The organism is Psychrobacillus sp. FSL K6-1267 (assembly GCF_038003265.1).
GTDB classification, from domain to species: domain Bacteria; phylum Bacillota; class Bacilli; order Bacillales_A; family Planococcaceae; genus Psychrobacillus; species Psychrobacillus faecigallinarum.
In genome coordinates this window covers 894,537-918,810 of record NZ_JBBOOR010000001.1, presented here as the reverse complement: position 1 = coordinate 918,810, position 24,274 = coordinate 894,537, and the positions used below count along the sequence as shown (strand labels likewise).

Genomic DNA, 24,274 nt, shown 5'->3' with positions numbered 1-24,274 from the left:
TGTTTTGCAAAAAAATAATTTCATGGAGGTAAGAGAATGCAAATGGTTTGGTTGAGTTCTAAAACAACGGTGCCTAGAGCTATGGCTGAAGCTGTTGAAAGAGAACGGTTATATGAATTACTTCGCAACAATCAAGCAAAAAAAATCACCGTTGTTCAAGCTCCAGCAGGCTATGGTAAAACAACTTTATTAAGCCAATGGTTTAGTTATTCAACCGAACCTGTTGCATGGATTTCCTTAAATACCTCGGATAATGATCCAATTCGATTTTGGAAATATGTCATTCATACAACATCTAATATCACTCAAAGCAATATGTATAATACTCTTTCCTCTTTGCTCCAATCCCAGGATCCTTCTACTTTAGAATTTTTAATTGACTCATTTTTATACGAAATGAGTCAAATCAAACACAGAATATGTATCGTATTGGAAGACTATCATTTAATTGAAAATGATGTTATTCATCAAATGCTCGTTCAATTAATCGAAAACTTACCTGACAACGTTCACATTTATCTAACTACTCGCATTAATCTACCCCTTCCTATCGCCAAATGGCGCGTTAAATCTTGGCTTTGGGAGATCGATACGCAGCAGCTATGTTTTACCTTCGAAGAAATAAAACAGTATTATGAAAATAAAAACCTCTTTTACAAGGAAGATAAATTACTTTCTCATGTGTTAAATACAACAGAAGGCTGGGCGGCCGGAATCCAATTAACAAGTATTTCGAAGATCGCATCCTCAAAAAATGCTTTAATAGTTGATAGAACTGATCATTTGCAGCCCTCTATAACTGATTTTTTATTGCAGGAGATTCTGAATACGCTCCCTTCATCAATACAGGACTTTCTTCTTCGCACCTCTTTGTTACAATCTTTAGAGCCAGAAATTTGTAATATCCTAACGAATCGAACGGATAGTTATACAGTGCTAATAGAGCTTGAAAAAAAGGGCATATTTACTGTCCGATTAAATTCTAACCAACCATTATTTCGATATCATCATTTATTTGCCGAAGCTTTACAAATTGAACTAAGACATCGTTATTCTAAGGAAATCGTTTCTTCGATAAATCTGGAGGCTGCAACACTTCTGCATAACAAAGGGGATTTTATCGCTGCGATTGAAATAGCTTTAAATGAAAGTGAATATGAACTTGCTGAATCGTGGATAATAGAACATCTTGTAGATATATTTCAGACAGGGCAAACCGCTACCTTTGCAAGGTGGGTAAAAATTTTACGTAGTAATCATTACGATGCTAATTTTGAAATACTCGTTATGTATATAATCACATTAATATCTACATTTGAAATAGTAGAGGCTGGTCTACTTATTTATGAGTTGGATGAAAAACAACGTATAGGCCAATGGATGGACCAAGAGAAAAATAGAGGAATTGCAGATATTTTTGTTACAGTGAAGGCGTATGGTCTTATTGGAATGGGTAAGGATATTGAACAAGCGACAGAAATAATTCAAAAACAATTAGAAAAAGGAATTGTTGGTTCTAGATGGGACCATATTCCAATGCAATATAACTTATTTGAACATAAGATTTTGCGCACGAGCATTGGATCTAAGGGTAAATTTTGGTCTTGGGAGCAATCCATTCCATTCGCCAAGTTATTTCGAGAAACAGAATTCAAAGATAAAAGTATGACCGCTTTTAGCTACGGGGTTTCCGCAGAAACAATGTATGAAAAAAACTATCTAGATGCAGCCCAATCCGAATTAGAAGTGGCTATAAAATATGGCCACAGCCTACAAGATCCAGGATTATTTATACCTATGTATGTATTAAAAGCTCAGATTTACGTCCTAAATAAAAACTATATAGCAGCTCATGCATTAATAGATAATGTGATGGATTTGGTAAGTGAGAAGCATTGGTTGAATATATTGCGCACGATGAAAGCACGATGTTATCTACTTGAAGGAGATATGTTACGCACGGAAGTCGAGTTGAGAAAAGCGGAGTCGAAACAACCTTTTTGGTTACTCGCGCATGTTCGCTTTTTATTAGCAAAAGCAAAGTTAGAAGAGGCTCTAAAGACAATAATACAGGTAAAAACGAAAGCATTACAGGAAGAGCAAGTATCTACTATTATAGAAGCTACTATGTTAGAGGCAATATGTGAAATGCAGATGGGGCATAAAGACAGTGCTGTAAAAGCATTGCATGAAGCATTGAGCCATGGCTCAGCTTATGGGTATGTCCGAACTTTTTTAGATGAAGAAGCCAGTTTAAATCTGTTAAAAGCTTATTTGAAAATGCGCCAAAAGAATAAAAAAATATCTTGGAATTCAGTGCCGTTGAGCTACGTAGAACTTCTAATAGAAAATTCAAGGGAAGCGGATAATTTATTAGATTTACTCACACCACGAGAAATGGAAGTTTTTAATCTGCTTGTAGATGGTGCAACCAATCGCGAAATTGCAAAAAAGCTTTTTCTAACAGAAGGAACCGTTCGTGTATACTTGACAACTATTTATAGTAAGCTTGGTGTCACTTCTAGAGCAAAGGCGATATTACTGAAGTAACTATTTATATTTGTCACGCAACGCTAATTTTTCTATAGCAAATATTACTCACCTCTTTCGTCTCTATTTTTACCTTTAATTTACTTTTTTATATTTCTTTTTGTATTTTTTATGGTAAAATTAACACTTGTTTTACATAAAAAGGAGAGAGAAACTATGAAAAAACTAGTTGTATCATTATTAACCTTCACTTTATTGTTAGTAGGGCTGACCACACCTGCTATGGCACACCCTGGGCGAACAGATTCAAACGGTGGACACACTTGTCGGACAAATTGTGGAAAATGGGGATTAGATTATGGAGAGTATCATTACCATAATGGAGGCACGACCAAGAAGCCAGCTACTAACAAGACTACTAAAAGCAATACAAGTAATACTGCAAGTAGCCAAAAGAATATAGTATCCATCGATCCTTACACAGAAGCTGAGGCACTAATAAAACAAGCAGAAAGCTACGCTGGGTCACTTAAATGGGAAACTTCTTACGATTATAGAGCAACAAAATATTCTAATAACCCAATTAGTCAAATTGATATGAAGCTTTACAACAATACTAAAAATGCTATCACGGCTGCAAGAGCTAATTCAAACGTTACTTTATATAATGATTTAGAAGAGAGACTGAAGAAAGTAACAGAGATTTACCTAAGAACTCAGGCATATATCGATGCTATTAACTCTGGAGAAAAACTATTAAATCAATTTCAAGATTATCAATCACTCAATAAACTTGATTCAAACGGCGAGAAAACAAAACAAGCATATGTAGCATTTCAAAAGCAAACACAAAAAACTAATACAATGATTTATCGCGTATATGGTAAAAGTACACGCGAAGCAATGCTTAAAAAGTTTAATATAACTAACTAGCATCGTTTTTAACAAAAAAATGTCCCTGCGAAGAGTAAATCTTTCAGGGACATTTTTATAATCTTTTAATATATTGTTGAAGTCTTTTTTCCGTTATTCGCTCTATGTCGATTTGCAAATCAAATCTCATCGCCATCACGTTATGTCAAAATTTCTATACTTCCTGCAATTCCCCTGTCTCTTCTTCCTTTTCCTTTTTAAAGAAGTAACCGATCACCGCACCGATAAGTCCTGTCACGATCCAGCCAGCTCCACTTGTAAATAAAGGAATAAAACCAAATACGTTATTAAGCGCTTCCACAGCAATGTTTGCTTCTTTAAGCGCATCTGTAATTGCTACCATACCAACTCCGATAATAGTACCTACATAAACCGAACGTGATCCCTTGAACCAGCTATCTGTAAAAATAAGTATTATTAACGCAATGGCAATTGGATAGAGTAACATTAATATTGGAGAAGCCATTGTTAATATTTTTGTTAATCCAAAGTTTGTGATGATCAAGCTTCCAAGTGAGAAGATTATTAACCATTTTTTATAGGAAACTTTCGGAATAATGCGTTCGAAGTATTCTGCAACAGCAGCTAAACATGCTACATTTGTTGTAATACCTGTTAAGAAAATAACTATTCCAATTAAATAAATACCGATTTGTCCAAATAACGCCTTAGAAGCAAGCGCAATCAGTTCTCCACCATTTGTTGTATAACCAACAGCATCCACACTAGTTGCACCTATCCATGACATAGACACCTGCAGAAGAACTAGTCCCACCACAGTGATGAGGCCTGCCTTAATGAATACTTTGGATACTTCTTTTTTTGAACGAATTCCCAAAGCATCAATCGATTTAATGAAAATTCCACCAAACACAAATGCAGCTAGCACATCCATAGTAAAGTAACCTTGAGTAAAACCCTTCAGAAATGCATCGCTAGCAGTTTCGTAGCCCTTTCCTTCTATCGGTCCGTATACAGAACCCATTGGAGTAAAAATAGATTTTGCAACAATGATCACTAAAAGAGTTGCAAAAACAGGTGTGATCAACTTCCCTAATCTATCAACAAATTTAGTAGTTTCCCATGATAGGTAAACCGTTAAAGCGATAAAAATAATAGAAAAGATAAGTAAAAACAAACCAATTTGACTACTGTCGGCGATCAGCTGTTTTATAGCAATCTCATAGACAACTGACGTAGTTCTTGGAATAACGTATATTGGCCCTAAAGTTAGGAATAATAACACCGAGAAAACAATAGCAAATTTAGGAGAGACACGACTTGCAAGTTTTTCTACAGTGCCTCCACCCTTTGTAAGTGCAATAATTGCCAACAAAACTAACCCTACCCCTGTTACCAAGAAACCTGCCATAGCAATCGGCGTATTTGTACCTGCTTGTTGCCCTAGAACTGGAGCAAAAATTACATTACCAGCACCCAAGAACATGGCGAATAACATAAACCCAATGGCTACAATTTGAAAAAACGATAATTTTTTTTCCATTTATTTTCTCCCTTTTTTTAAAAACTTTTAAACAAAAGATATTTTAATATAATTATATAGCGAAACCTTCCGCATAAATATCTGCGTCTTGTAGGATAAATTTGTGCTCGCCAGTGATCCAAGCAGACCCCTTAATTGCTGGAATAATAGCTTCCATTTCTGCAACCTTTGTTTTCCCTAAAACTTTTCCTTCAAATGTAGAACCTATAATACTTTCTTGAATAATAGATGCACCAGTCTCTAAATTCAATGCTGCCATTTTTGCACAGGTTCCCGTTCCACAAGGAGAACGGTCGATTTGTCCATCTCCAAAAACAACTACGTTTTTATAGTGGTTGTCACTAATCTTGTCAGTAATTTCGATTAGATCCACTGTTCGGATATTGGGAATAGTCGGGTGCTCAATGTTTATATTTTTATTAATATAATCTCTAGCCTCTGTAGCCAGCTCTATTATTCTATGTTTATCAGACAAATCAATTTTGACCCCTAAATCAGAGGAATTTATTATTCCGAAAAAACTTCCTCCGAATGCTATGTCCACTGATACATTTCCAATTTCTTTTAAGTCTATGGACAAGCCTTTATGTAGAATAAATGCAGGCACATTCGTAAATTCTACGCTTTCCACTCTTTCTCCATTGAAGCTCACTCTGCATTCTATTATTCCTGATGGAGTATCCACATATATAAGTTCTTTTTTGGGAATAATACCTTTAGTTAAGCACATCGTTACCGTGCCAATAGTTCCATGGCCGCACATATTTAAGTATGATCCACTATCCATAAAAATTATTCCAATATCACATTTCTCGTTTGTCGGCTCTGTCAAAATGGAACCAAACATATCCTTATGTCCCCTTGGTTCATTCATCAACAACTTGCGAATATGGTCATAGTTTTCCTTAACATATTCCTTTTTTTCCATCATCGTTTTCCCAATAATCTTTGGAAAACCGTTGATAACTATACGTGTAGCTTCTCCCATAGTATGTGTATCGATTGTTTCAATACTTAAAATATACTGTTCCATACTATTCCTCCTTTACAAAAATTTTTTACATAATTAAAAACATATATTATTTTATATCTTTTGAAAAGTATAATGAATTCATATATTTCTTATAAAATAATTATTTATATATAACAAAGCCTGTAGGTCAGCGGCTTAATCAACAAATATTCTAAAAATAAATAAGAGAAATTTATTGTTTTTTTAATTTCTGTGATATAATGCTCTGGAAATTATTTCAGCAAAATAAGGGAGAGGTTTTAGATGGCATTACGTGACTTTTTTATCGCTTTATCAGAAAACCGCACACTAAATAGTGCAGCTCAAAAATATGGTTTAAAAATGGGAGCCCAAAGCGTTGTTGCGGGAACTAACATTCAAGAAACAATCGAAAGTATTAAAGAGTTAAACAAACAAGGAATCTCTTGCACGGTTGATAACCTAGGCGAGTTCGTATATGAAAAGTCAGAGGCTACTGCGGCTAAGGAGCAAATTCTCGAAGTTATTAAAGCAATTCACGAAAACGGAGTGGATGCGCATATCTCTCTAAAGCCTTCTCAACTGGGCTTAGATATTGAGCGTGATTTCTGCTATCAAAATTTAAAAGAGATTGTCGCTCTTGCTGACGAATACAATATTTTTGTTAACTTCGATATGGAAAACTATGACCGTTTACATCCTTCTTTTGAATTGATGGAGGAGTTGAACGAAGAGCATAAAAACGTGGGAACTGTAATTCAAGCATACTTCCACGAGTCTGATGAAAATATTGAAAAATATAAAAACTATCGTTTAAGAATTGTTAAAGGTGCTTATAAAGAGCCTGCTAACATCGCATATCAGGACAAAGCGGAAATTGACCATAAGTTTATTGAATTGATTGAGTATCATTTACTAAATGGCAAATTTACATCTATCGCAACACATGACCATAACGTTATTGATCATGTAAAGCAATTTGTAAAAGTTAATAACATTCCTAATGATAAATTTGAGTTCCAAATGCTATACGGCTTCCGTAAGGACATGCAGCTACAGCTAGCAAAAGAAGGATATAATTTCTGTACTTATGTTCCTTTTGGTCGTGATTGGTATGGTTACTTCATGCGCCGTCTAGCTGAACGCCCACAAAATTTAGCCCTTGTGACCAAGCAGGTCTTCACTAAAAAAACAAACACAGTTATTGGATTAGCTGCTGCTGCATTCCTAGCTGGACGTTTAACAAAACGCAAATAAGAGAAGTACAAGCATCTATTTCTGTATCGGCAATCAGATGGGTATTAGTATATTCTCTTATCCTAAAAAAACTGGACCTCCTCTTTACAGGTGGTCCAGTTTTTTTATTCACTATATTCTTTTTCTTCCACTGCTTTCATCCTCTTCATGCGATATTGCAAACTTTGACGCTTTATCCCTAGCGCTTTAGCAGTCTGGGATACATTGCCCTTGAAGAAGCTCAACGCATTTAAAATATAATAATCTTCAACTTCTCGAATATATTGGTCGAGTGGTCGGAGATCCTTTTCCGATTGAACGATAAATAAATCGGTATCTGTATGATGGTCTTTCGGATTAATCTCCTGTGTCTTCCAACGAAAATAAATCGGTAACATATCCTTCGTTATATATTCTTCTGTAGTAATGAGGGAGGCAATCTCGTCGAGTAGCACCTCCAGCTCCTTTAGATTTCCAGGCCAGTCGTAAGATAAAAAGATTTGTTCAACGTCTGCTTCAAGTCCCTTCACAATACAACCAACATTTTGCCGAAGTCTAGAAAGGTAATCGACCACAAATGGCATAATATCCTCCTTTCGTTCACGAAGTGATGGAATCTGTATCGTGATGGTAGAAAAGAAATAATATAGCCTCTTAGAGAGCTTACCAGTATTGATAAGTTCAATTGGATCATCACCAATACTCGCAATAAAAACATGATTCTTTTTCTCATGTTGTTTAAGCATCTTCACAATTTTTTCTTGAGCATCCATTGATAAATATTCAATTCGCTCGGCAAAAAAAGTAATATTAGATAGCTCAGTTACATACTTTTCAAGCTGGGCTATGACAGTTGCCTCATCTCTTCTACAAATCAGCGTAATGAACTGGGAGTTTGGTTCAGATAATGCATGATGGATTCCCTCTGCAATCATATCTTTCCCTGTGCCCGATTCACCGATTAGCATAACAGGGATTCGATTAGCTGCCGCCACCTTTGCTGTTGAAATAACATTTCTCATTACGTCCGAAACTGCAGTAATCGTTTCAAACATGAGTGGCTGTCCATATCTACGAAGCGGCTGATACATCATAAATTCTTGTGCTGAAATATCTCTCGCAAACTCTACTACTCCTAAAATATGACCATCATTCTCTATCGGTAAGATATTACGAATGGTAGTGATTTCTTGTCCCTTTTCATTCCAAAAGGTCTTCTTCTGATTTTTGATGGACTGTCCATTTTGAAGAACTTGTTGTAGGATGCTCTCTTCCATTCCAAACTGAATAATCTCTTTGGCGATACGCTTCTCCGCTTCTTCGTTAGTTAGTCCCTCCAGCTCTTTCATTTTTTGATTGTAGACAACAGGTCTACCTTGCATATCGATTGCACGAATTCCGTTATCACTCATCTCTGTGATGAATTCATATATTTGAAGTAGGTGTTTATGCTCCACTGGATTCACAGCTCCTTTACTCTTAGATATGGATAAAGCAAATATGTATGAAAATTAGACAGTATATAAACAAAATATAGTAGTTAAGTGACCAAAAACTACAACTGTTCGAAATTTATTAAAGTTTTCTAAATTTAGTAGTTGAAATATGCCAAATGTTATTGCATTATTATATATATACTTTTCGCAAAAGTGCAAAATGAGTTTGCACCTTTTCACTTAGGGGGATAAAATTGATTTCTTATAAACATGAACCATTCACAGATTTTACAGTCAATACAAACACTGAAGCATATAAAGCAGCTCTAGAGCTTGTGAAAAATAAATTAGGAAATCATTATCCTTTAGTTATAAATGGTGAAAGAATAACTACCGAACAAAAGATAAATTCATATAATCCAGCCAAGAAATCTGAGCTAATCGGATCTGTTTCAAAGGCAACTCAAGAATTAGCTGAAAAAGCAATGAAGTCTGCTTACTCAACCTTTCAGGAGTGGCAATACATATCTGCAGAGGTTCGTGCAGATATTTTATTCAAAGCTGCAGCAATCATTCGTCGTCGCAAGCATGAATTTTCTGCTTGGTTAACCTATGAAGCCGGGAAACCATGGAATGAAGCAGATGCTGATACTGCTGAAGCAATCGACTTTTTAGAATATTATGGACGTCAGATGTTAACTATCAAGGACGGGCAACCAGTAGAAAGCCGTCCTGGTGAAAGAAATCGCTATGATTATATTCCGTTAGGTGTGGGCGTTATTATCTCCCCTTGGAATTTCCCATTTGCAATTATGGCCGGCACTACAGTGGCAGCTGTTGTAACTGGTAACACAGTTCTATTAAAACCTGCCTCTACTACCCCTGTTATAGCGTACAAATTTGTAGAAGTGTTAGAAGAGGCAGGACTTCCTGCAGGTGTAGTGAACTTCATTCCAGGATCTGGTGCAGAGGTTGGGGATTATCTAGTCGATCACCCACTTACTCGCTTTATTAGCTTCACTGGATCACGTGACGTGGGTCTTCGTATCAACCAACGAGCATCTGTTGTAAATGAAGGTCAAATTTGGATTAAGCGCGTCATTGCTGAAATGGGCGGAAAAGATACCATTGTAGTAGACAAGGAAGCAGATCTAGAATTAGCAGCAGACTCTATTGTCAAATCAGCTTTTGGTTTTAGTGGTCAAAAATGCTCCGCTTGTTCTCGAGCAGTTATAGTCGAAGATGTATACGACGAAATTGTGAAACGAGTCGAAGAAAAAACAAAGGCGTTAAATGTTGGAAGTCCACTGGATCCAACAAACTATACAGGCCCAGTTATTGACGAGGCTGCCTTTAACAAAATTACAGACTATATTGAAATCGGAAAGCAAGAAGGACGCCTAATTGCTGGTGGTACCTCTGACCAATCAGAAGGTTACTTCGTACATCCAACAGTATTTGCAGACGTTTCATTTGATGCACGAATCATGAAGGAAGAAATCTTCGGACCAGTTGTTGCCATTACGAAAGCAGCTAACTTCGAAGAAGCAATAAAGATTGCTAACGCTACAGAGTACGGTCTAACAGGTGCAGTTATCTCTACTAATCGAACGAACATTGAATATGCACGCCAACGCTTCCATGTAGGAAACCTATACTTCAATCGTGGTTGTACAGGTGCTATCGTAGGCTACCAACCTTTCGGAGGCTTTAATATGTCTGGAACAGACTCTAAAGCCGGTGGTCCCGACTACTTACAGCTTCACATGCAAGCAAAAACTACATCCGAAGCTCTATAATACTTCTATATTTAATAGGAAGATACTCTTTTTGTGGCCTGCAACCTTGCAGGCCTTTTTACTTCCTAACACATCTTCCATCATACCAGAATTGGAAAATACTCACCACATTGGTTACAGAATGGTTACAGGTGCCTGGCACCTGTAACCATTCTGACATAACAAGTCCGCTTAAAAGTTTGTCTTTAAAAGAAAAGTCTCTCATATAGCTGACTATGAGAGACGAAGAAATATTGAACTATTTGATTTAATTTTCGCTTGATGCCTTATGAAGCTTTGGGAATTTTAGTAGAACTTGCTTGCCCCCATATTAATTCCACCCATTCCGGATGATCTATAAATGGATTGCGGTTTCCCTGCCACTCCTGGATAATATTGTTTCGATTTCTTTCAAATTCGTCAACTGGGTCTAGCTCATGCCACTCTAATAAGACTGATAGCTTTCCATGATAAGGAGCACTGTTATTATTAAGCTTTTCATTTAGCTCTAAATCTACTTTATCTCCTACTTCGTACCGTGTCGCCATATAAAACAGAATACGAGCGACATCTCCTTTCACTCTATCTGGTGGCTCAAACGAATTGTTTGTCTTGTAGCATCCATTACATCCGTTGACAGGATTACCACCGTTATCAAAATCTAAGTTCCCCCTTGCACTATTCACTTGAACGTCTGTTGGACGAAGATGATGAATGTCTGTTCCAGGACCTTTAGTTGTTCCAAAATTCCCATGGGATTTAGCCCATGTATGTTCTCGGTTCCACTGCCCTACATTGCCACCGTTGGCAGTTTTAGAACGAGACAGCCCAGAATAAAATAAAAGAACGTTATTTCTATTATTGGGATCCTCGTCAGTTTCACGTAATGCTTCCCATACTTGGCTATAAGATAATTCTGTGTGGTCATCTATAATTTCATGCAACGCCGCTTTTAGAGCAGCCCCTTCCTTACCTAGTGCGTCCTTGTAATAATCATCTGTAGGAGAACTTGCAGCTGATACAACTACACTAAATCTTGTTGTTACTTCTTTATCTCCGTCTGATCCCGTAACTCCAATAAGGTGAGTTCCCTCTTCTAAGTTTAGAGTTAACACTGTCCCTTTAATTGTTCCTAAAGTGGACTTAAAAGTAAGGCTATCAGCATCTGGATCAGAGAAGTAATCCGTTAAATTAATGGATTTTGTTTCTCCTACTTTTAAAGTCATGTTAGGTATAGTTGTAGCTATCGGTGCTTGGTTTTCGCCAGGCAAAGAAGGAACCACGATGGGTTCCCCTTTTGAATTGGTAATTTTGATAGAATCTCTGGTTGCTCCGTTAATAAATTCGAATTCCTGGATATTTTCAGCGCCTTTTATTTCTTTTACATTTGTACCATCAACAATTACCTTAAGGACCGTCGTACCTTTAAAATCCGTTATTACCTCCTCTTTTGCAGGGTTAAGTGTCACAGAATGCTCTGCAAATCCTTCTCCTTTAAACTCCGCGTAAGCACCAGTGAAGAAGATACCTTCTGTTATTTCGGATTGAGCATCTAGTTCAATGGAAACACTAGGTTTAGTAATTGTTAATCTGTTCGATTGAATGTTTTTCAAATTATAATATTTTTCTACAGTGATTGGTGACACTTCATCATCCGCAAGCAAGTCAATTTGAACCATTACAGGATCATGGTCTGATGCACGACCTGCCATGTCTGTAAAGTCAGCATTGATATGAAGAATATCAATTTTTGTTTTGTTAGCTAGATTATTAGTGACCAATATATGATCTAGAACTTGTGAATTCCCTTGGTATAAATATGTGTACCTATCCGTAGCATCCACTACATTGATCATATTCTTCATTAATTCGCCCTCGTGAATTCTTAACGATTGAGAAAACTGATAGTCGTTGAAGTCACCCAAAGAAACTATATTAGCGTCCGGATTTTTTGTGTTAATATCTTTTACAAAGTTATATACTATATTTGCAATTTTATGCCGCTGTACTTCACTTTGATAGACAGGTGGTTGAATAGCTCCAAATAAAGGAGTATCTCCTGATTTAGAGTTCCAGTGATTTGCAATCACAATAACACTCTCATCTTGGAAGTCGAATTGTGCTGCCAATGGTTTGCGACTGCTATTAAACGCACTATTCATAGGGTCAATACGACCTGGATTTAGCGTTAGTTTACCATTATCATAGCCAACTGCATTAGTTGCATTCCCAGTTGGAATTCCTTCTGTTAACGAAACACGATCCGGGTTATAAAGAAATCCAACACGAATATTCGCATTAGGTGCTCCCCCATCTGAATTGTTGACAGGATCGATATTTACAAATTTATATTCCACTCCACCGGCAGCTTTAATAGCAGCTATCAACCTTTGATAGCTTTGATCTGCTTTAGAATCTCCTACCATTTCTCCATTATTATCTTGAACCTCTGTTACCCCAACGATATCAGGACTTTGCATATCATTAGCAATGGCTCTAGCTAATTTTTTTGCTTTTTCATCTGAAGTAGATGATTTGTTATTAGAGAAATTCTCCAGATTGTAAGAAGCAATTGTTAACTTGTTTTCATCTTTAACAATCGTAGTTTTCTCTGGAGTGGCAGCGCCTTTCATATGTGCTGCTTGCATTTGATCTAGAGAAACGTAAATTTTAAAGTTTTGATAAGAGTATCCGACAATCCCAACAATTGGTCCCTTAAATTTATCTCCAGTTGCTACCTCAAATTCACGCGCTGTTCCATTTGGCTCCATACGAAATTGAATACGATTTGGATTTTGATTGTCCTCCTCGAAAAGAACTCCACCGTGAAGAGAGTTGGTCGGTTCTTTTTCTAAAACAGTTATCAAGTCCCCATGCTCCTGAGGAGCTACCGCCTTAACATTACCAACTTGTACTCTCATTCCTTCAATACTTTCCCAGAAATCAATTGCATCTATCGTTGGGTTAAACACTTTTAAATAATCGCTATCAATTTCTTGTAAATTCATCTTAGACTCGTCGATGACAATTGGAGCCGGTAAAGATACATTGCTTTCCACAACAACTACTTTTCCACCTTGGTCATTTCGTACATTGATTTGAGTTGTTTTTAAATCAGTTTGGTTAGCATCGGAATAACCATCATATGCGTACTCACTAACTTTCCCAGCAACCTCTACTAAATCTCCCACTTTAATTGGCCATGTCTTGGATCCACTGTAAAGCAAGATTCCTTCCGAAGTATTTGGATTGTTATCCACTAAATCATCTGGAGTTTGCATAGTATAGTAATTTGATCCGTTAAGAACAAATGAATATGTGACAATCCCTTGTACTCCTTCTACGGTTTTATTGTCAAAAGAAGAACTATGCCCCTCTCCTTGGATATCGTGGATTTGTAAACTGTCAGTAATCGAATATTCAAAAGTTTTTACTTCAGAAGCTCCTTCAGCAGTAACAGCTACCGCCTTAACAGTCATATTCGATCGAATATTTAATGGTGTTGTATATTTTATACTTTCTACAGTAGGTACTGATCCATCTATTGTGTAAAAGATTTCTGCACCAGATGTAGTAGTCGACAGTGTAACTGTTGTTCCTCCTACATATGTCCCGCTTCCCGGTGAAGCAACTACTGGCTTTAAAATAGAGCTATCTTCTACGATATCTGTAGATGATCGAGGAATAATTTGATAATCACTATCAAATTGTTGAACGATTCCAGTAATAGATTCGTAGACATTACCAACTTTTAAATTCAATGTTCCGTTTTCATCACGAACGATAAAACTTGTCGTTCCGTCAGTGGCAGTAAAATTATTTGCGTTCACTGCTGTTAACGTAATGTCTTTAGCTTGGACTAGAAGTGATTCATTTGCTTCATTCACTTCTGCACCTGCTACAGTCTTAGGAGATGGTGCCCCTACATTTTCTTGCTTTTTAACAATAGTAGTACTGTCTAATTGAAGAAGTCCACGATAATCAGCGAGTTTACCCGTTAATATGACTTCATCACCAATCTTTGCAGAAAGGCTTGCAGGACGAACGGCAATTCCTGCTGTACCATCTTGTACGGAAACTGTGTTTTTCAAGTTAGCCGTTACAATGGCTTTAATGTTAACGGTGTCCCCGATATTCCCTGTACGTGCCTCTGCTACCGTAGAGAATGAAGGCACCTCAGGTTCCTCTGGATTTGGCTCAACAGGAATAGAGCCATCCATTGTATGGGAACCTAAAAAATCAAATGTGTCACTTCCGTGTGAATCCCATTGTACTGTAACATCATATACATCATTAGGATTTGAATCCCCGGAAATAATTGATGCTTTTTTCACTAGGGTAACGTTTTCACCCCATTTTATCATTTCTCCTAATTGACCAAAGGAATCTACAACCTCATTGGATTTCTTTAAAAGAATAACATCGTCACCATTAAAGGCCGTCACGGCATTGCTTAATAAATCCCCTTTGCTCTTAAGATTAGTATGTGCTTGACCATTGTAAATTACATAAGTATCTCCATGTTCCAATGTACCTGATAATACTAAAGAGGCTGGTCCTGTTGTTTTACCGTTCGCATAAAGCTCTATTGAATAGTTAGTTAAATCTAGAGCAGAGCCAGTCCCATTATAGAGCTCGATAGCCTTGTTATTGCTACTTCCCTCAACATACTCTGAAATTATCAAGTCCGAAGCGTTAGTAGCAGCAACTGCCTTTAAGGGTAATACCGGCAAAACTAAACCAGCCATAAGTGACGCAGATAAAAGCACTTTCAAATGCTTTTTCCAATTCCTTTTTATCATCTATATAATTCTCCTTTTAGTTAGGGATTTTAGTAGTAAATAAAAGTTATAGAATGATATTACCTAAGATTGTTAAACCGACTAATTCGTAGTTATCACTATCTAAGCCCGTAAAGTCTGCATTACCCTCTACAGTGAGATTTGAGAAGGACACACTTGTAGAAGGACTGCCAACTAACGTGAGATTTCCTTTAACTACAGCATTTTCAAGCTTACTTACATCTGATAAAGAAACTGTTACATCACCGTTGTATACTTTCAGCTTTTCTGGAGTTCCAGAGAAGTCCGCAGCAGGTATATCTCCTCCAGGAATATCTGTTTCACCTTGTCCCGCAATATCAAGAATGCGTCCTTCGACTTGAGGATCTACATTTTTAAGAGCTGCGAGATGCTCACGGAAGTTTTCCCAATCAGAGAGACCTAAATCAGTCACTCGACCTTGTTCATACGCTTTTTTTAGTACATCGTAGCCGTCTCCACCTTTAGCCGTGAATGCATTTGTTGCAATCATATATTCTTGCTCATTTTCCAGGGGAACATAATCATTTGTAGCATTTTTGTATTCAATAGACACAACTCTTTTTCCAACGGGTTTGGAGGAATCATATACAACCTTTGCTCCTGAGACATGGAGAAAACCACCATTTTCCTTTGGAGATTCCTTAAAGCTGATCTCAAATGCAGCTTTTATTTCCGCACCTGATAGTTTCATAGTCGCCAAGGTATTTCCGAATGGAAGTACAGAGATTACCTCTCCAACTGTTATTGGTCCTTGATTAATAGCGGAGCGAATACCTCCACCATTTTGGAATGCCATAATAACATCTTTGTTATATACTCTTGCCTTATTAAGCATCCCATCAGTAATTAAGTTTCCAAGTGGCGTTTCATTGCTTCGAACACTGTTAAGATTGCTACCACTTGCGCGAGGATTCTCTAAGATTTTAACAGCAGTAGCCCCTGTTTCTTCCTCTTTTATCTCTTTAATTTTTCCTGCATATTTTTTCAGTAATTCAGCTGCTTCTGCGTCTTCTTTTTTATCATTTATACTAATTAATTTCCCAGCATTCTTTACTATTTTCCCGTTTTTATCAAACTCTACATCCAAAGTACCTAAAAACTCACTATACTGATAGGCTTGTACAATGACAGTTGGTTCCTTAGGTTTGCCACTATTATCTTTGTTAATTACAACTGGATTTTCTAGTTTTGTATGGCTATGTCCTCCAACTATTATATCTATACCAGCAACTCTTGCTGCTAGCTCTAAGTCATTATCATAAGCAGGATTATCGTCATATCCGAGGTGTGACACGGCAATAACCTTGTTGACACCTTGCTTTTTAAACTCTGCAACCATTTTTTCAGCTGCCTCTATATAGTCATTAAAAGTTACATCTACAGGACTAGATATATCTTTTGTTTCTTCTGTCGTTAAACCAAACAATCCAATTTTTTGTCCATTTACTACTTTGATAATTCCGCTATAAATTTGACCGTTTTTTGCACTATTTGCTACTTTTACATTAAATAGTCCTTTAAGATCTACTTCCTTAGAAAAATCTACATTTGAGCTTACAATAGGGAAATTAGATTTCTGAATAAATTCGGCTAATGCTTTATGTCCGTCAGAACTCGAACCTAAGTCGAACTCATGATTTCCTAAGGTCATCACATCATATTTCATCAGATTCATAAATTCTACATCAGCTTGACCTTTAAATTCATTAAAATATAAAGTTCCAGAGAATACATCCCCTGCATCGATCAGTAAGGCTGAAGGTTTCTCTTTACGAAAATCTTTTACAGCTGTTACTCGTTTTGCAACATTATCTAATTGAGCATGCGTGTCATTCGTATGCATAATAGATAATTTAAAATTAGAGCCCGTGTTACCACCACTTCCTCCGCCGTTACCGCCACCTGATGATGGTGGATTTGGATTTGGTGTAGGCATAGGAGTTGGTATAATAATATCAATTCCCGCTTTTTTAGATACCTCTGTCACCTTATCGATAAGCTCTTTCACCATAGGAAACGTACTAGAAGGCGGCAAACGATTAATTAAAGGTTTAATAGATTCTAAAACCTTAATAGCTTCCTCCTTTTTGCCTGCTCCAAGTAATTTATCCGCTTCCTTCACTTTCATGTAAATTGTTATGGGAACCATTAACTGATCTCTTTTTTGGTTTGCAGGCTCCTTGTACTGTTCTAATAGAAGATCTCTAGCTGCCTTACCAGAAAAACGATAAAGTATAACTGTTCTATTTTTTAGTTGAACAGAAAGCTTGTGATAAAGTGCTTCAATTTTCTCCCAATCTTTTGCAGTCTCAGCCCTTTTTATATCAGCCATTATTGGATTTAAATACTTATCCGTGTAATTATAAGCATCAATATAAGGTATAATACCCTTAGTAATACGCTCCTCGTATAAAACATCTAAATCTCTTAACATAGCATCCTTGTTGGTAGCATTAGATTTTTGTATAGCACTTCGCGCCTTTTGATAATTCAACTTGGCAGTATTCAGTACTGGATATAAATCCGTACTAGTTGCAATCTTGTTGTTCTGCGCTGGAATGACATAAGCATATGCAGCATCCTTCATATCCTTTCTTGCCTGATCTACCATAGATTGCAGTGAATTTTTTGTATGCCCTACATTCGTAGAAGCCAACATAGATGTAACGAGGACTGCTGCAATGACAGATTTCTTCATCTTGTTATTCATGATTTCCCTCCAATTTTTAATGGTAAAACATACATTTCACATTAAATTATTTTACAATAATTAGAAATTTTTCATTAATGTGTATGTAATATTTACCATAACATGGGAAACAATTAAGTTCAATTCGAAAATTATTAAATATTTGTAATATTTAAAATAAATTTTATGAGCTATAAACTTTAACAAAGATTGCTCTGAATAAAATACGATTTCACAAGTTTTCTTTTGAGTTTAAAACTGGATTAAGCTATAAATTAAAACCTCCCCGTTAATATAACAATTGAAAATATTACAAACAGCAGGGGTTAAATTTAAGATTTAGTAAAAACTTTTACACCATTCACATAAATTAGTGGAGTTTTAGGAAGACAAGCGAAACTCAAAATGTTACATATATTCTATTTATAAGGAGGGTTAAATCTTGTATAGTCCACTATTCATAAGCAGATGGAACAATAAAAATTGGACAGTCGTTGGTGACAGTAACACGGAGCTCAATTGGGCCGGTGAAATAAAATATCCCGGCTACATCTCTGAAGATCTTGGGTTAAAAGTACAAAACTTAGGAAAAAGTGGATCTGGGTGGTTCAATACTTGGAAGGCTGGTTACGAGGCATTCTACCTAAGATTAGATGAGGTAGATAAAGAGGCAGATTTAATCACCTTCTTAGGAGGCGGTAATGATTATGCTGAAACGGAGAAGCCCTTTGTTTTAGGTACTTTAGGTGATACTGATGCCCTCTCTTCCTTTTATGGTGCATTAGATCACACTATCAGCACAGCTATCAATATGTTTCCAAACGCAACCATCGCTACATTCACCCAGTTTAGACGCGATGTGGGACAGCCTACTAACCCTCAGCTGGAAGCAATGGTGAGAGCTGAGTTAGAAGTAACTGCAAAATACGGAATCCCTTGCTTGAATCTTTATCACCAAGCCAATCAATATCCATGGCTAACTTGGTACCGTGAGCGTTATATGATCGATGGTATTCATCTAAATGATGCTGGTCATAAGAAACTAGCCTTTAAAATGATTCCTTTTATAGAAGGACTATAGAAAAGAAAAAGCTCCTAGATTCGGGAGCTTTTTCTTGTTAATATTCGATTGTCGTAAAATTCGTGTTGATTGTAGTAAAATAGGTCTCGATTGTCGTAAAACAAGCCAAAATTGTAGTAAAACACCTAAAATCACTGAGTATTAGACAAAAAAGACAGCCCATTCAACTAAAATCTTTAACTTTTCCAAGAAAATCTCCAAACCCGATTAGGAACTTTACACAAACCAACTATTAACACGAACGACAAAATTCCAGCAACTAAAGACAACATCATGTAGCTAGTTTGCGCAGCGATTACACCGGACAATCCACCACCTGAGACACCGGCTAGTGCAACCCATACATCCACCGAGCCCTGTCTTTTAGCTCTCGTCGCAGGCACAGTAGAATCTACTATCAAAGCGGTGCTACTAATTAAACCAAAGTTCCATCCTAAACCTAACAATGCTAATGCCAAAATGAGCATCCCTAAGGAGTCTCCGGGAGCAAACGCAGCCACAAGCCCTGCTGCAAGCAAAGTAAAACCGGAAGCAACACCCACTGCCATTCGTCCAAAGCGATCTACAAGCATCCCTGTAACCAGTGAAGGCAAATACATTGCCGCCACATGAAATCCAATCACTAAGCCGACAGCATTTAAATCATGCCCATGATGCCTCATATGAACAGGTGTCATCGTCATTATGGAAACCATCACGACTTGAGTGATGACCATAATCGCAGCTCCAGTATAAATACCCCTTTTATCCTCTACTTGCTCCTCTAAATCGTTACTAGCACTCACATCTGCCTTATGCTTGTTAATAGCAGTCGAAATAACTAAAGGATCTGGTCTCAATAAAATTAAAAGAACAGCTCCAGCTAAAATATAAGCAGCCGCTGCCAATATAAAAGGACCTGCAAGAGATGGAACTCCTATAGAAGTAGCAAATTCACCCATCACCCCAACTAAATTGGGACCTGCAAACGCCCCTAAAGTGGTAGATACCATCGCCACACTAATTGCCGTTCCTCGTTGCTTTGCACTTGCTAAATCCGTACCAGCATACCTTGCCTGTAAATTCGTTGCAGACCCAGCGCCATATATCAAAAGTGATACAAACAGCAATACAATACTTTCACTCAGAGAAGCAATAACTACCCCTATAGCTCCTATACCACCAACGATAAACCCAGAAGACAAGCCATACCTCCTACCAAAACGCTGAGACATTCTCCCAACGATTAACGCTGCTCCAGCTGATCCTAATGTAAATAACGCTGTAGGCACTCCTGCATAGCTATCCGTCCCTAGCATATCCTGAGCAATCAAAGCACCCACTGTGATTCCAGCCGCAAGCCCTGCTCCTCCGAATATCTGTGACAAAACGACAATCCATAGAGTTCTTTTATAAAGTCGCTGTATTTCTTCTGGAGAATCTATGTATTTCTTAATTTCTGTAGAACTATTTCCCTTTAATATGACCCTTCACTCCCATCTTCCACAATACTATGCTTTACGTTTATTCCTTAATCCTATCAGCCATCTGCATAGCAAGATACCAACTAAAGCACCGGCGCTATCAATCCATACATCCTTCACTTTTGCCGCTCTTCCAGGTACAAACAGTTGATGCAGCTCATCACTAATCGCATAAATGACACAAATCAAGAACGCTAACCCAATATCTTTCTTGTTCCAAAATTTGCTCAACCTTAATGCACGTACTACCAATATTCCTAAAACGAAATAAATAAAAAAATGTGCATTCTTTCGTACAAAATGATGAGAGTTCTCCATAAACAAATCCGAATCAGGAGCTGCCATCTCCACTATCGATAAAAACATTTCCGTGACTCCTAAGCTTAACTCTTTTGAATCCGCAGCTGGTTGACTGGAGAAAAAGAAAATCAAACCCATCCATAAAATCACAGCAACAAAAGAAAGAACTTTAGACATTTATACTCACCTTGCACTTTCTAGCTACTTCTTATCTTAAACACGAGAAACCTAATAAAAGCAGCTAAAGAGTGAACTTCAGCTGCCCCACTATAAATATTACATATTTTTGTAAACACCCGTACGTAGCAAAGCTTGTCTTAATGAACTATAAGTAGAAATATTCCCGAAGTCCAATCCTAATTGGACAGAAGTTTGAGCAACCTCTGGGCTAATACCTGATACAAATGGCTGAATGCCTAGTAAGCTTAAAATCTCCATAAATTTGAACAACTCATTTGCGACCATCGTATCTATAATCGGTACTGCGGAAATATCGATAAATAGCTTATCTATACCAAGCTCTATACACTTTTGTGGTATTTCATCAGTTAGAGACTTCGCACGATATGTATCAATATCCCCAACGATCGGCAATACACCAACCTTTTCTAAAATAGGGATAATTGGACTGCTCAATTCTCGGATTAGCGTTTGCTGTGCATTAAAACGAGTATTAGAAAGAAGATAATAGCGTTTAGAAAACTCAAAAATTAACCGATCGAAAGATATATTATAGACAGAGCTCCATTTCAATATATCGCCATGAGTAATGCTATCTGTTTTTTCATTCACAAAAGATTCTACAAAACTCCAAATGGTCTCCCTAGTTTTATTGAGTGCTTCAATTACATTATGAATAGCTATACTATTTTCTACTCTATTTTTTGCAACATTTTCTGCCCAAATGTCTAAAAGTTCAGGAAAGGAATTTTCACCCTCCCATAAAGCACTAGCTACCGTTCTAATAGTTAGCGCATGCTGTTCTTGAAGTATCACATCTATCTGAGGGTTCGGATTATTCGAGTAAAAAGGATCTGTAAACTTTCTTTTTTCCTCAAACCACTGTTTGGTAATATTTTGAGAGTTTTCGATTAAATAACTATAAAGTTGCTGGTTAATAGAAGACAAATGCTTCCCTTCTTTCTATCTAATTAATAGTAAGTAACTCTATTATAAATCCTCCAGAAGGAAAAAGGTATTTTATTCTATATTTTCTACATTATTCGAATAATATTATCACCTTAAGAAATATGAAAAAAGCAGCCGAAGGTAAATTCGGCTGCTAGAGTACTCTATATTATTTCGAAAATCTTCCTTTAAAATCCATTGTGCTGCATTTTTCCATTGGAAGCTTAACACTTTTGCCTTCTGCAGCTGATTTATAAATTGCTAACACTAGCTCAAGTGCGTTTCTACCGTCCACTGCTGTTACATAAGGATCTCTGTCATTTTTAATCGCATCGATCACATCAGTATATAGTGGGTTATGACCAAAGCCATAAACGGATGGTGGATTTTCGAAGTATTTTGCTTTTACTTCTTCGGAGTTATCCTTGTTATCTGCAAACATCCACTCTTCAATAATATTAACGGATTTACCACCGATTTTAACAGTACCTTCTTCACCAAAAACATAAAGCGTTTCTTCAAGATTTTTAGGGAAGATATTAGTAGTACCTTCAATAATTCCATAGCTTCCGTTTTTAAAGCGAACTAAAGCCATACCAAGGTCTTCTGCCTCGATGAAGCCGTGCATTAAGTTGTCTGTCATACCAACGACTTCTACGATTTCGTCACCCATCATCCAACGTAACAAGTCAATATTATGTATACATTGGTTCATCAACGCGCCGCCATCTTGCTCCCAAGTTCCGCGCCATGGAGCTTGTGTATAATAATCTTCTCCACGGTTCCAACGAATATGAGCAGTTCCGTGAAGTAATCTTCCGAAGCGACCTTCTTCTACAGCTTCTCTCATTTTTTGAACAGATTTATTGAAACGGTTTTGGTGACAAGCACTTACTTTAACGTTTTTCTCTTTAGCTAAAGCAATGATTTGATCTGCTTCTTCTAAAGATAAAGCGATTGGCTTCTCAATGATTAGGTTGCTTCCATGTTCAATACAATCTAAAGCGATTTGAGCATGCTTTCCACTTTCTGTACAAATCCCGATTAGCTCAGGAGATTCCTGCTGAAGCATTTCCTTGTAATCAGTATATTTTTTTACTGTTTCCGGAAGCTCGAACATGGATATTGTTGCATCCATTTTGCTCTCATCTACATCACATAATGCCACGATATCTAAATTATTTTCTATAGCTGCAGCAACATGATTAGGAGAGATTCGTCCACACCCGATAATTGCATATTTTAAACTCACTTTCGTGTTCCTCCTTTGGAATACCCAATGTCTATATGCTCTTATGCTACCCAAACACTCAAAGTTATACTCTAAGTGATTATCTTCACATAAAGCCTCCACTATTATATCATAATTCAATCTATAGTTTTATCAACTACATATGAATCAATTATATAATTGATTCATACGAATAATATAAAGGAAACTAAAGAATTATGTCCTTTACATGGAATATAGTTTATTTTGGCTACAACTGGGCACCTCCCACGGGATAAGTGATAGGCTACCATCGTAGTTCACACGTTGTTTTTAATAGCTTATGCGCCATACTCATCCGGTCTGAGTTAAACATATCATCTTTCCTCAACATAATGATATATATTTGTATTTTAATGACAAAGTACTATTTGTGAATTTCAAATCATGTATGTAAATGAGTTCAATTTTAAGGAGCCTCGGAAAATTTAATTTCGAAGGCTCCTTTATATTTAAAGGTAAAGTTACATGGAGTTTACTCAATAGATCAATTTATCAGTTAAAATCATACATCTGCCCTTTGATCAGATAGGCAGTGCTTTCTGCTATATTTGTAATATGATCAGCTGTACGTTCTAAGAAACGATTGATGAACAGGAGCTGCACGAGCTGACTCGTGTCTTCTGGGTGTTCACTTAAATAATGTGTGATATTTTGGTAATTAGTCTTGCTGTTAGCATCGACCTGATCATCGAGGTCTGCTACTTCCTTTGCTAACGTAATATTTTCTTTCACAAAGGATTCTAGTGATTTTTGTAGCATGACTATGGAGACTGTCTTCATCGGCTCGAGTTCTGTCAAATACAATAGGGACGGTCGCTCTCCTATTTTAATAGTTGCCTTTGAAATGTTAACCGCGAAATCAGCAATACGCTCGATATCGCTCGAAATTTTCAAAACACCAATGATTCTGCGTAAGTCACGTGCAAGTGGCTGTTCCTTGGAGATAAACCAAATAGCCATTTGATTTATCTCCTTTTCCATTTCATCTATCGTATTGTCTTTTTCTATTGTTCTCAAAGCAAGCTCAATGTCCTGCGTTTTTAGAGCTTTGTATGATTGCTCCAATTGCTCTTCAGTTATTCGAACCATTTCCGCAAGCTTATTTTCCAGCTCCTGCATATTGTTTTCGAAGTTTTCGCGTATCATTTT

The 24,274-nt window shown here is 37.0% G+C and carries 15 protein-coding genes; 5 read left to right on the top strand and 10 right to left on the bottom strand.

Annotation, left to right across the window (positions count from 1 at the left end; translation table 11 throughout):
* The first annotated feature begins 36 nt into the window (after positions 1-36).
* Positions 37-2,550, top strand: coding sequence for a LuxR C-terminal-related transcriptional regulator (locus MHB55_RS04595; protein ID WP_340862701.1), 2,514 nt, complete (start codon positions 37-39; stop codon positions 2,548-2,550).
* Positions 2,551-2,706: 156 nt separating this feature from the next.
* Positions 2,707-3,423, top strand: a complete 717-nt coding sequence (locus MHB55_RS04590) for a YHYH domain-containing protein (protein ID WP_144537317.1) — start codon at positions 2,707-2,709, stop codon at positions 3,421-3,423.
* A 154-nt stretch (positions 3,424-3,577) separates the two neighbouring features.
* Here the strand turns inward: MHB55_RS04590 and brnQ are convergent, their stop codons facing one another.
* Together brnQ and MHB55_RS04580 are read right to left on the bottom strand one after the other, a co-directional pair.
* A complete protein-coding gene (gene brnQ, locus MHB55_RS04585; RefSeq protein WP_144537315.1) occupies positions 3,578-4,927 on the bottom strand; it encodes a branched-chain amino acid transport system II carrier protein in 1,350 nt (449 codons plus the stop codon).
* A gap of 52 nt (positions 4,928-4,979) precedes the next feature.
* Entirely contained in the window at positions 4,980-5,960 is a 981-nt protein-coding gene (locus MHB55_RS04580) for a proline racemase family protein (RefSeq protein ID WP_144537313.1), read from the bottom strand.
* 243 nt (positions 5,961-6,203) lie between these two features.
* On the opposite strand from MHB55_RS04580, the gene MHB55_RS04575 reads away from it, so the two are divergent.
* Complete coding sequence (locus MHB55_RS04575) at positions 6,204-7,175, top strand: proline dehydrogenase family protein (RefSeq protein WP_340862700.1); 972 nt, start codon at positions 6,204-6,206, stop codon at positions 7,173-7,175.
* A 104-nt stretch (positions 7,176-7,279) separates the two neighbouring features.
* Here the strand turns inward: MHB55_RS04575 and MHB55_RS04570 are convergent, their stop codons facing one another.
* The gene (locus MHB55_RS04570) at positions 7,280-8,611 is read right to left on the bottom strand and encodes a sigma 54-interacting transcriptional regulator (protein ID WP_340862699.1); all 1,332 of its coding nucleotides are present in this window, start codon (positions 8,609-8,611) and stop codon (positions 7,280-7,282) included.
* A gap of 233 nt (positions 8,612-8,844) precedes the next feature.
* Here MHB55_RS04570 and pruA point away from each other — a divergent pair, with 233 nt between their 5' ends.
* A complete protein-coding gene (gene pruA / locus MHB55_RS04565) occupies positions 8,845-10,389 on the top strand; it encodes an L-glutamate gamma-semialdehyde dehydrogenase (protein WP_340862698.1) in 1,545 nt (514 codons plus the stop codon).
* A 266-nt stretch (positions 10,390-10,655) separates the two neighbouring features.
* On the opposite strand, the gene MHB55_RS04560 is transcribed toward pruA, so the two are convergent.
* Entirely contained in the window at positions 10,656-15,170 is a 4,515-nt protein-coding gene (locus tag MHB55_RS04560) for an endonuclease (RefSeq protein WP_340862697.1), read from the bottom strand.
* Positions 15,171-15,216: 46 nt separating this feature from the next.
* Positions 15,217-17,901, bottom strand: coding sequence for a 5'-nucleotidase C-terminal domain-containing protein (locus MHB55_RS04555; RefSeq protein ID WP_340862696.1), 2,685 nt, complete (start codon positions 17,899-17,901; stop codon positions 15,217-15,219).
* A gap of 421 nt (positions 17,902-18,322) precedes the next feature.
* Between MHB55_RS04555 and MHB55_RS04550 the strand changes: the two genes are divergently transcribed.
* Positions 18,323-18,961 (top strand): GDSL-type esterase/lipase family protein, encoded by a 639-nt coding sequence (locus MHB55_RS04550; protein WP_186318097.1) that lies wholly within the window; start codon positions 18,323-18,325, stop codon positions 18,959-18,961.
* Between the two features lie 176 nt (positions 18,962-19,137).
* Here MHB55_RS04550 and MHB55_RS04545 read toward each other — a convergent pair whose 3' ends face one another.
* From MHB55_RS04545 to phoU, 5 genes are all read right to left on the bottom strand, one after another.
* Positions 19,138-20,424 carry an MFS transporter gene (locus MHB55_RS04545; RefSeq protein ID WP_151111118.1) on the bottom strand — a complete coding sequence of 429 codons (1,287 nt, stop codon included), beginning with the start codon at positions 20,422-20,424 and terminating at the stop codon, positions 19,138-19,140.
* A 27-nt stretch (positions 20,425-20,451) separates the two neighbouring features.
* A complete protein-coding gene (locus MHB55_RS04540) occupies positions 20,452-20,901 on the bottom strand; it encodes a VanZ family protein (protein ID WP_340862695.1) in 450 nt (149 codons plus the stop codon).
* Between the two features lie 99 nt (positions 20,902-21,000).
* Entirely contained in the window at positions 21,001-21,852 is an 852-nt protein-coding gene (locus MHB55_RS04535; protein WP_154311380.1) for an STAS domain-containing protein, read from the bottom strand.
* A gap of 169 nt (positions 21,853-22,021) precedes the next feature.
* Positions 22,022-23,104 (bottom strand): Gfo/Idh/MocA family protein, encoded by a 1,083-nt coding sequence (locus tag MHB55_RS04530; protein ID WP_144537298.1) that lies wholly within the window; start codon positions 23,102-23,104, stop codon positions 22,022-22,024.
* Between the two features lie 513 nt (positions 23,105-23,617).
* Positions 23,618-24,271 (bottom strand): phosphate signaling complex protein PhoU, encoded by a 654-nt coding sequence (gene phoU, locus MHB55_RS04525; RefSeq protein ID WP_144537296.1) that lies wholly within the window; start codon positions 24,269-24,271, stop codon positions 23,618-23,620.
* Between the last annotated feature and the right edge of the window lie 3 nt (positions 24,272-24,274).

Coding starts and splice junctions, on each gene's coding strand:
- MHB55_RS04595 (WP_340862701.1), top strand. CDS start 37: ATGCAAATGGTTTGGTTGAGTTCTAAAACAACGGTGCCTAGAGCTATG.
- MHB55_RS04590 (WP_144537317.1), top strand. CDS start 2,707: ATGAAAAAACTAGTTGTATCATTATTAACCTTCACTTTATTGTTAGTA.
- brnQ (WP_144537315.1), bottom strand. CDS start 4,927: ATGGAAAAAAAATTATCGTTTTTTCAAATTGTAGCCATTGGGTTTATG.
- MHB55_RS04580 (WP_144537313.1), bottom strand. CDS start 5,960: ATGGAACAGTATATTTTAAGTATTGAAACAATCGATACACATACTATG.
- MHB55_RS04575 (WP_340862700.1), top strand. CDS start 6,204: ATGGCATTACGTGACTTTTTTATCGCTTTATCAGAAAACCGCACACTA.
- MHB55_RS04560 (WP_340862697.1), bottom strand. CDS start 15,170: ATGATAAAAAGGAATTGGAAAAAGCATTTGAAAGTGCTTTTATCTGCG.
- MHB55_RS04555 (WP_340862696.1), bottom strand. CDS start 17,901: ATGAATAACAAGATGAAGAAATCTGTCATTGCAGCAGTCCTCGTTACA.
- MHB55_RS04540 (WP_340862695.1), bottom strand. CDS start 20,901: ATGTCTAAAGTTCTTTCTTTTGTTGCTGTGATTTTATGGATGGGTTTG.
- phoU (WP_144537296.1), bottom strand. CDS start 24,271: ATGATACGCGAAAACTTCGAAAACAATATGCAGGAGCTGGAAAATAAG.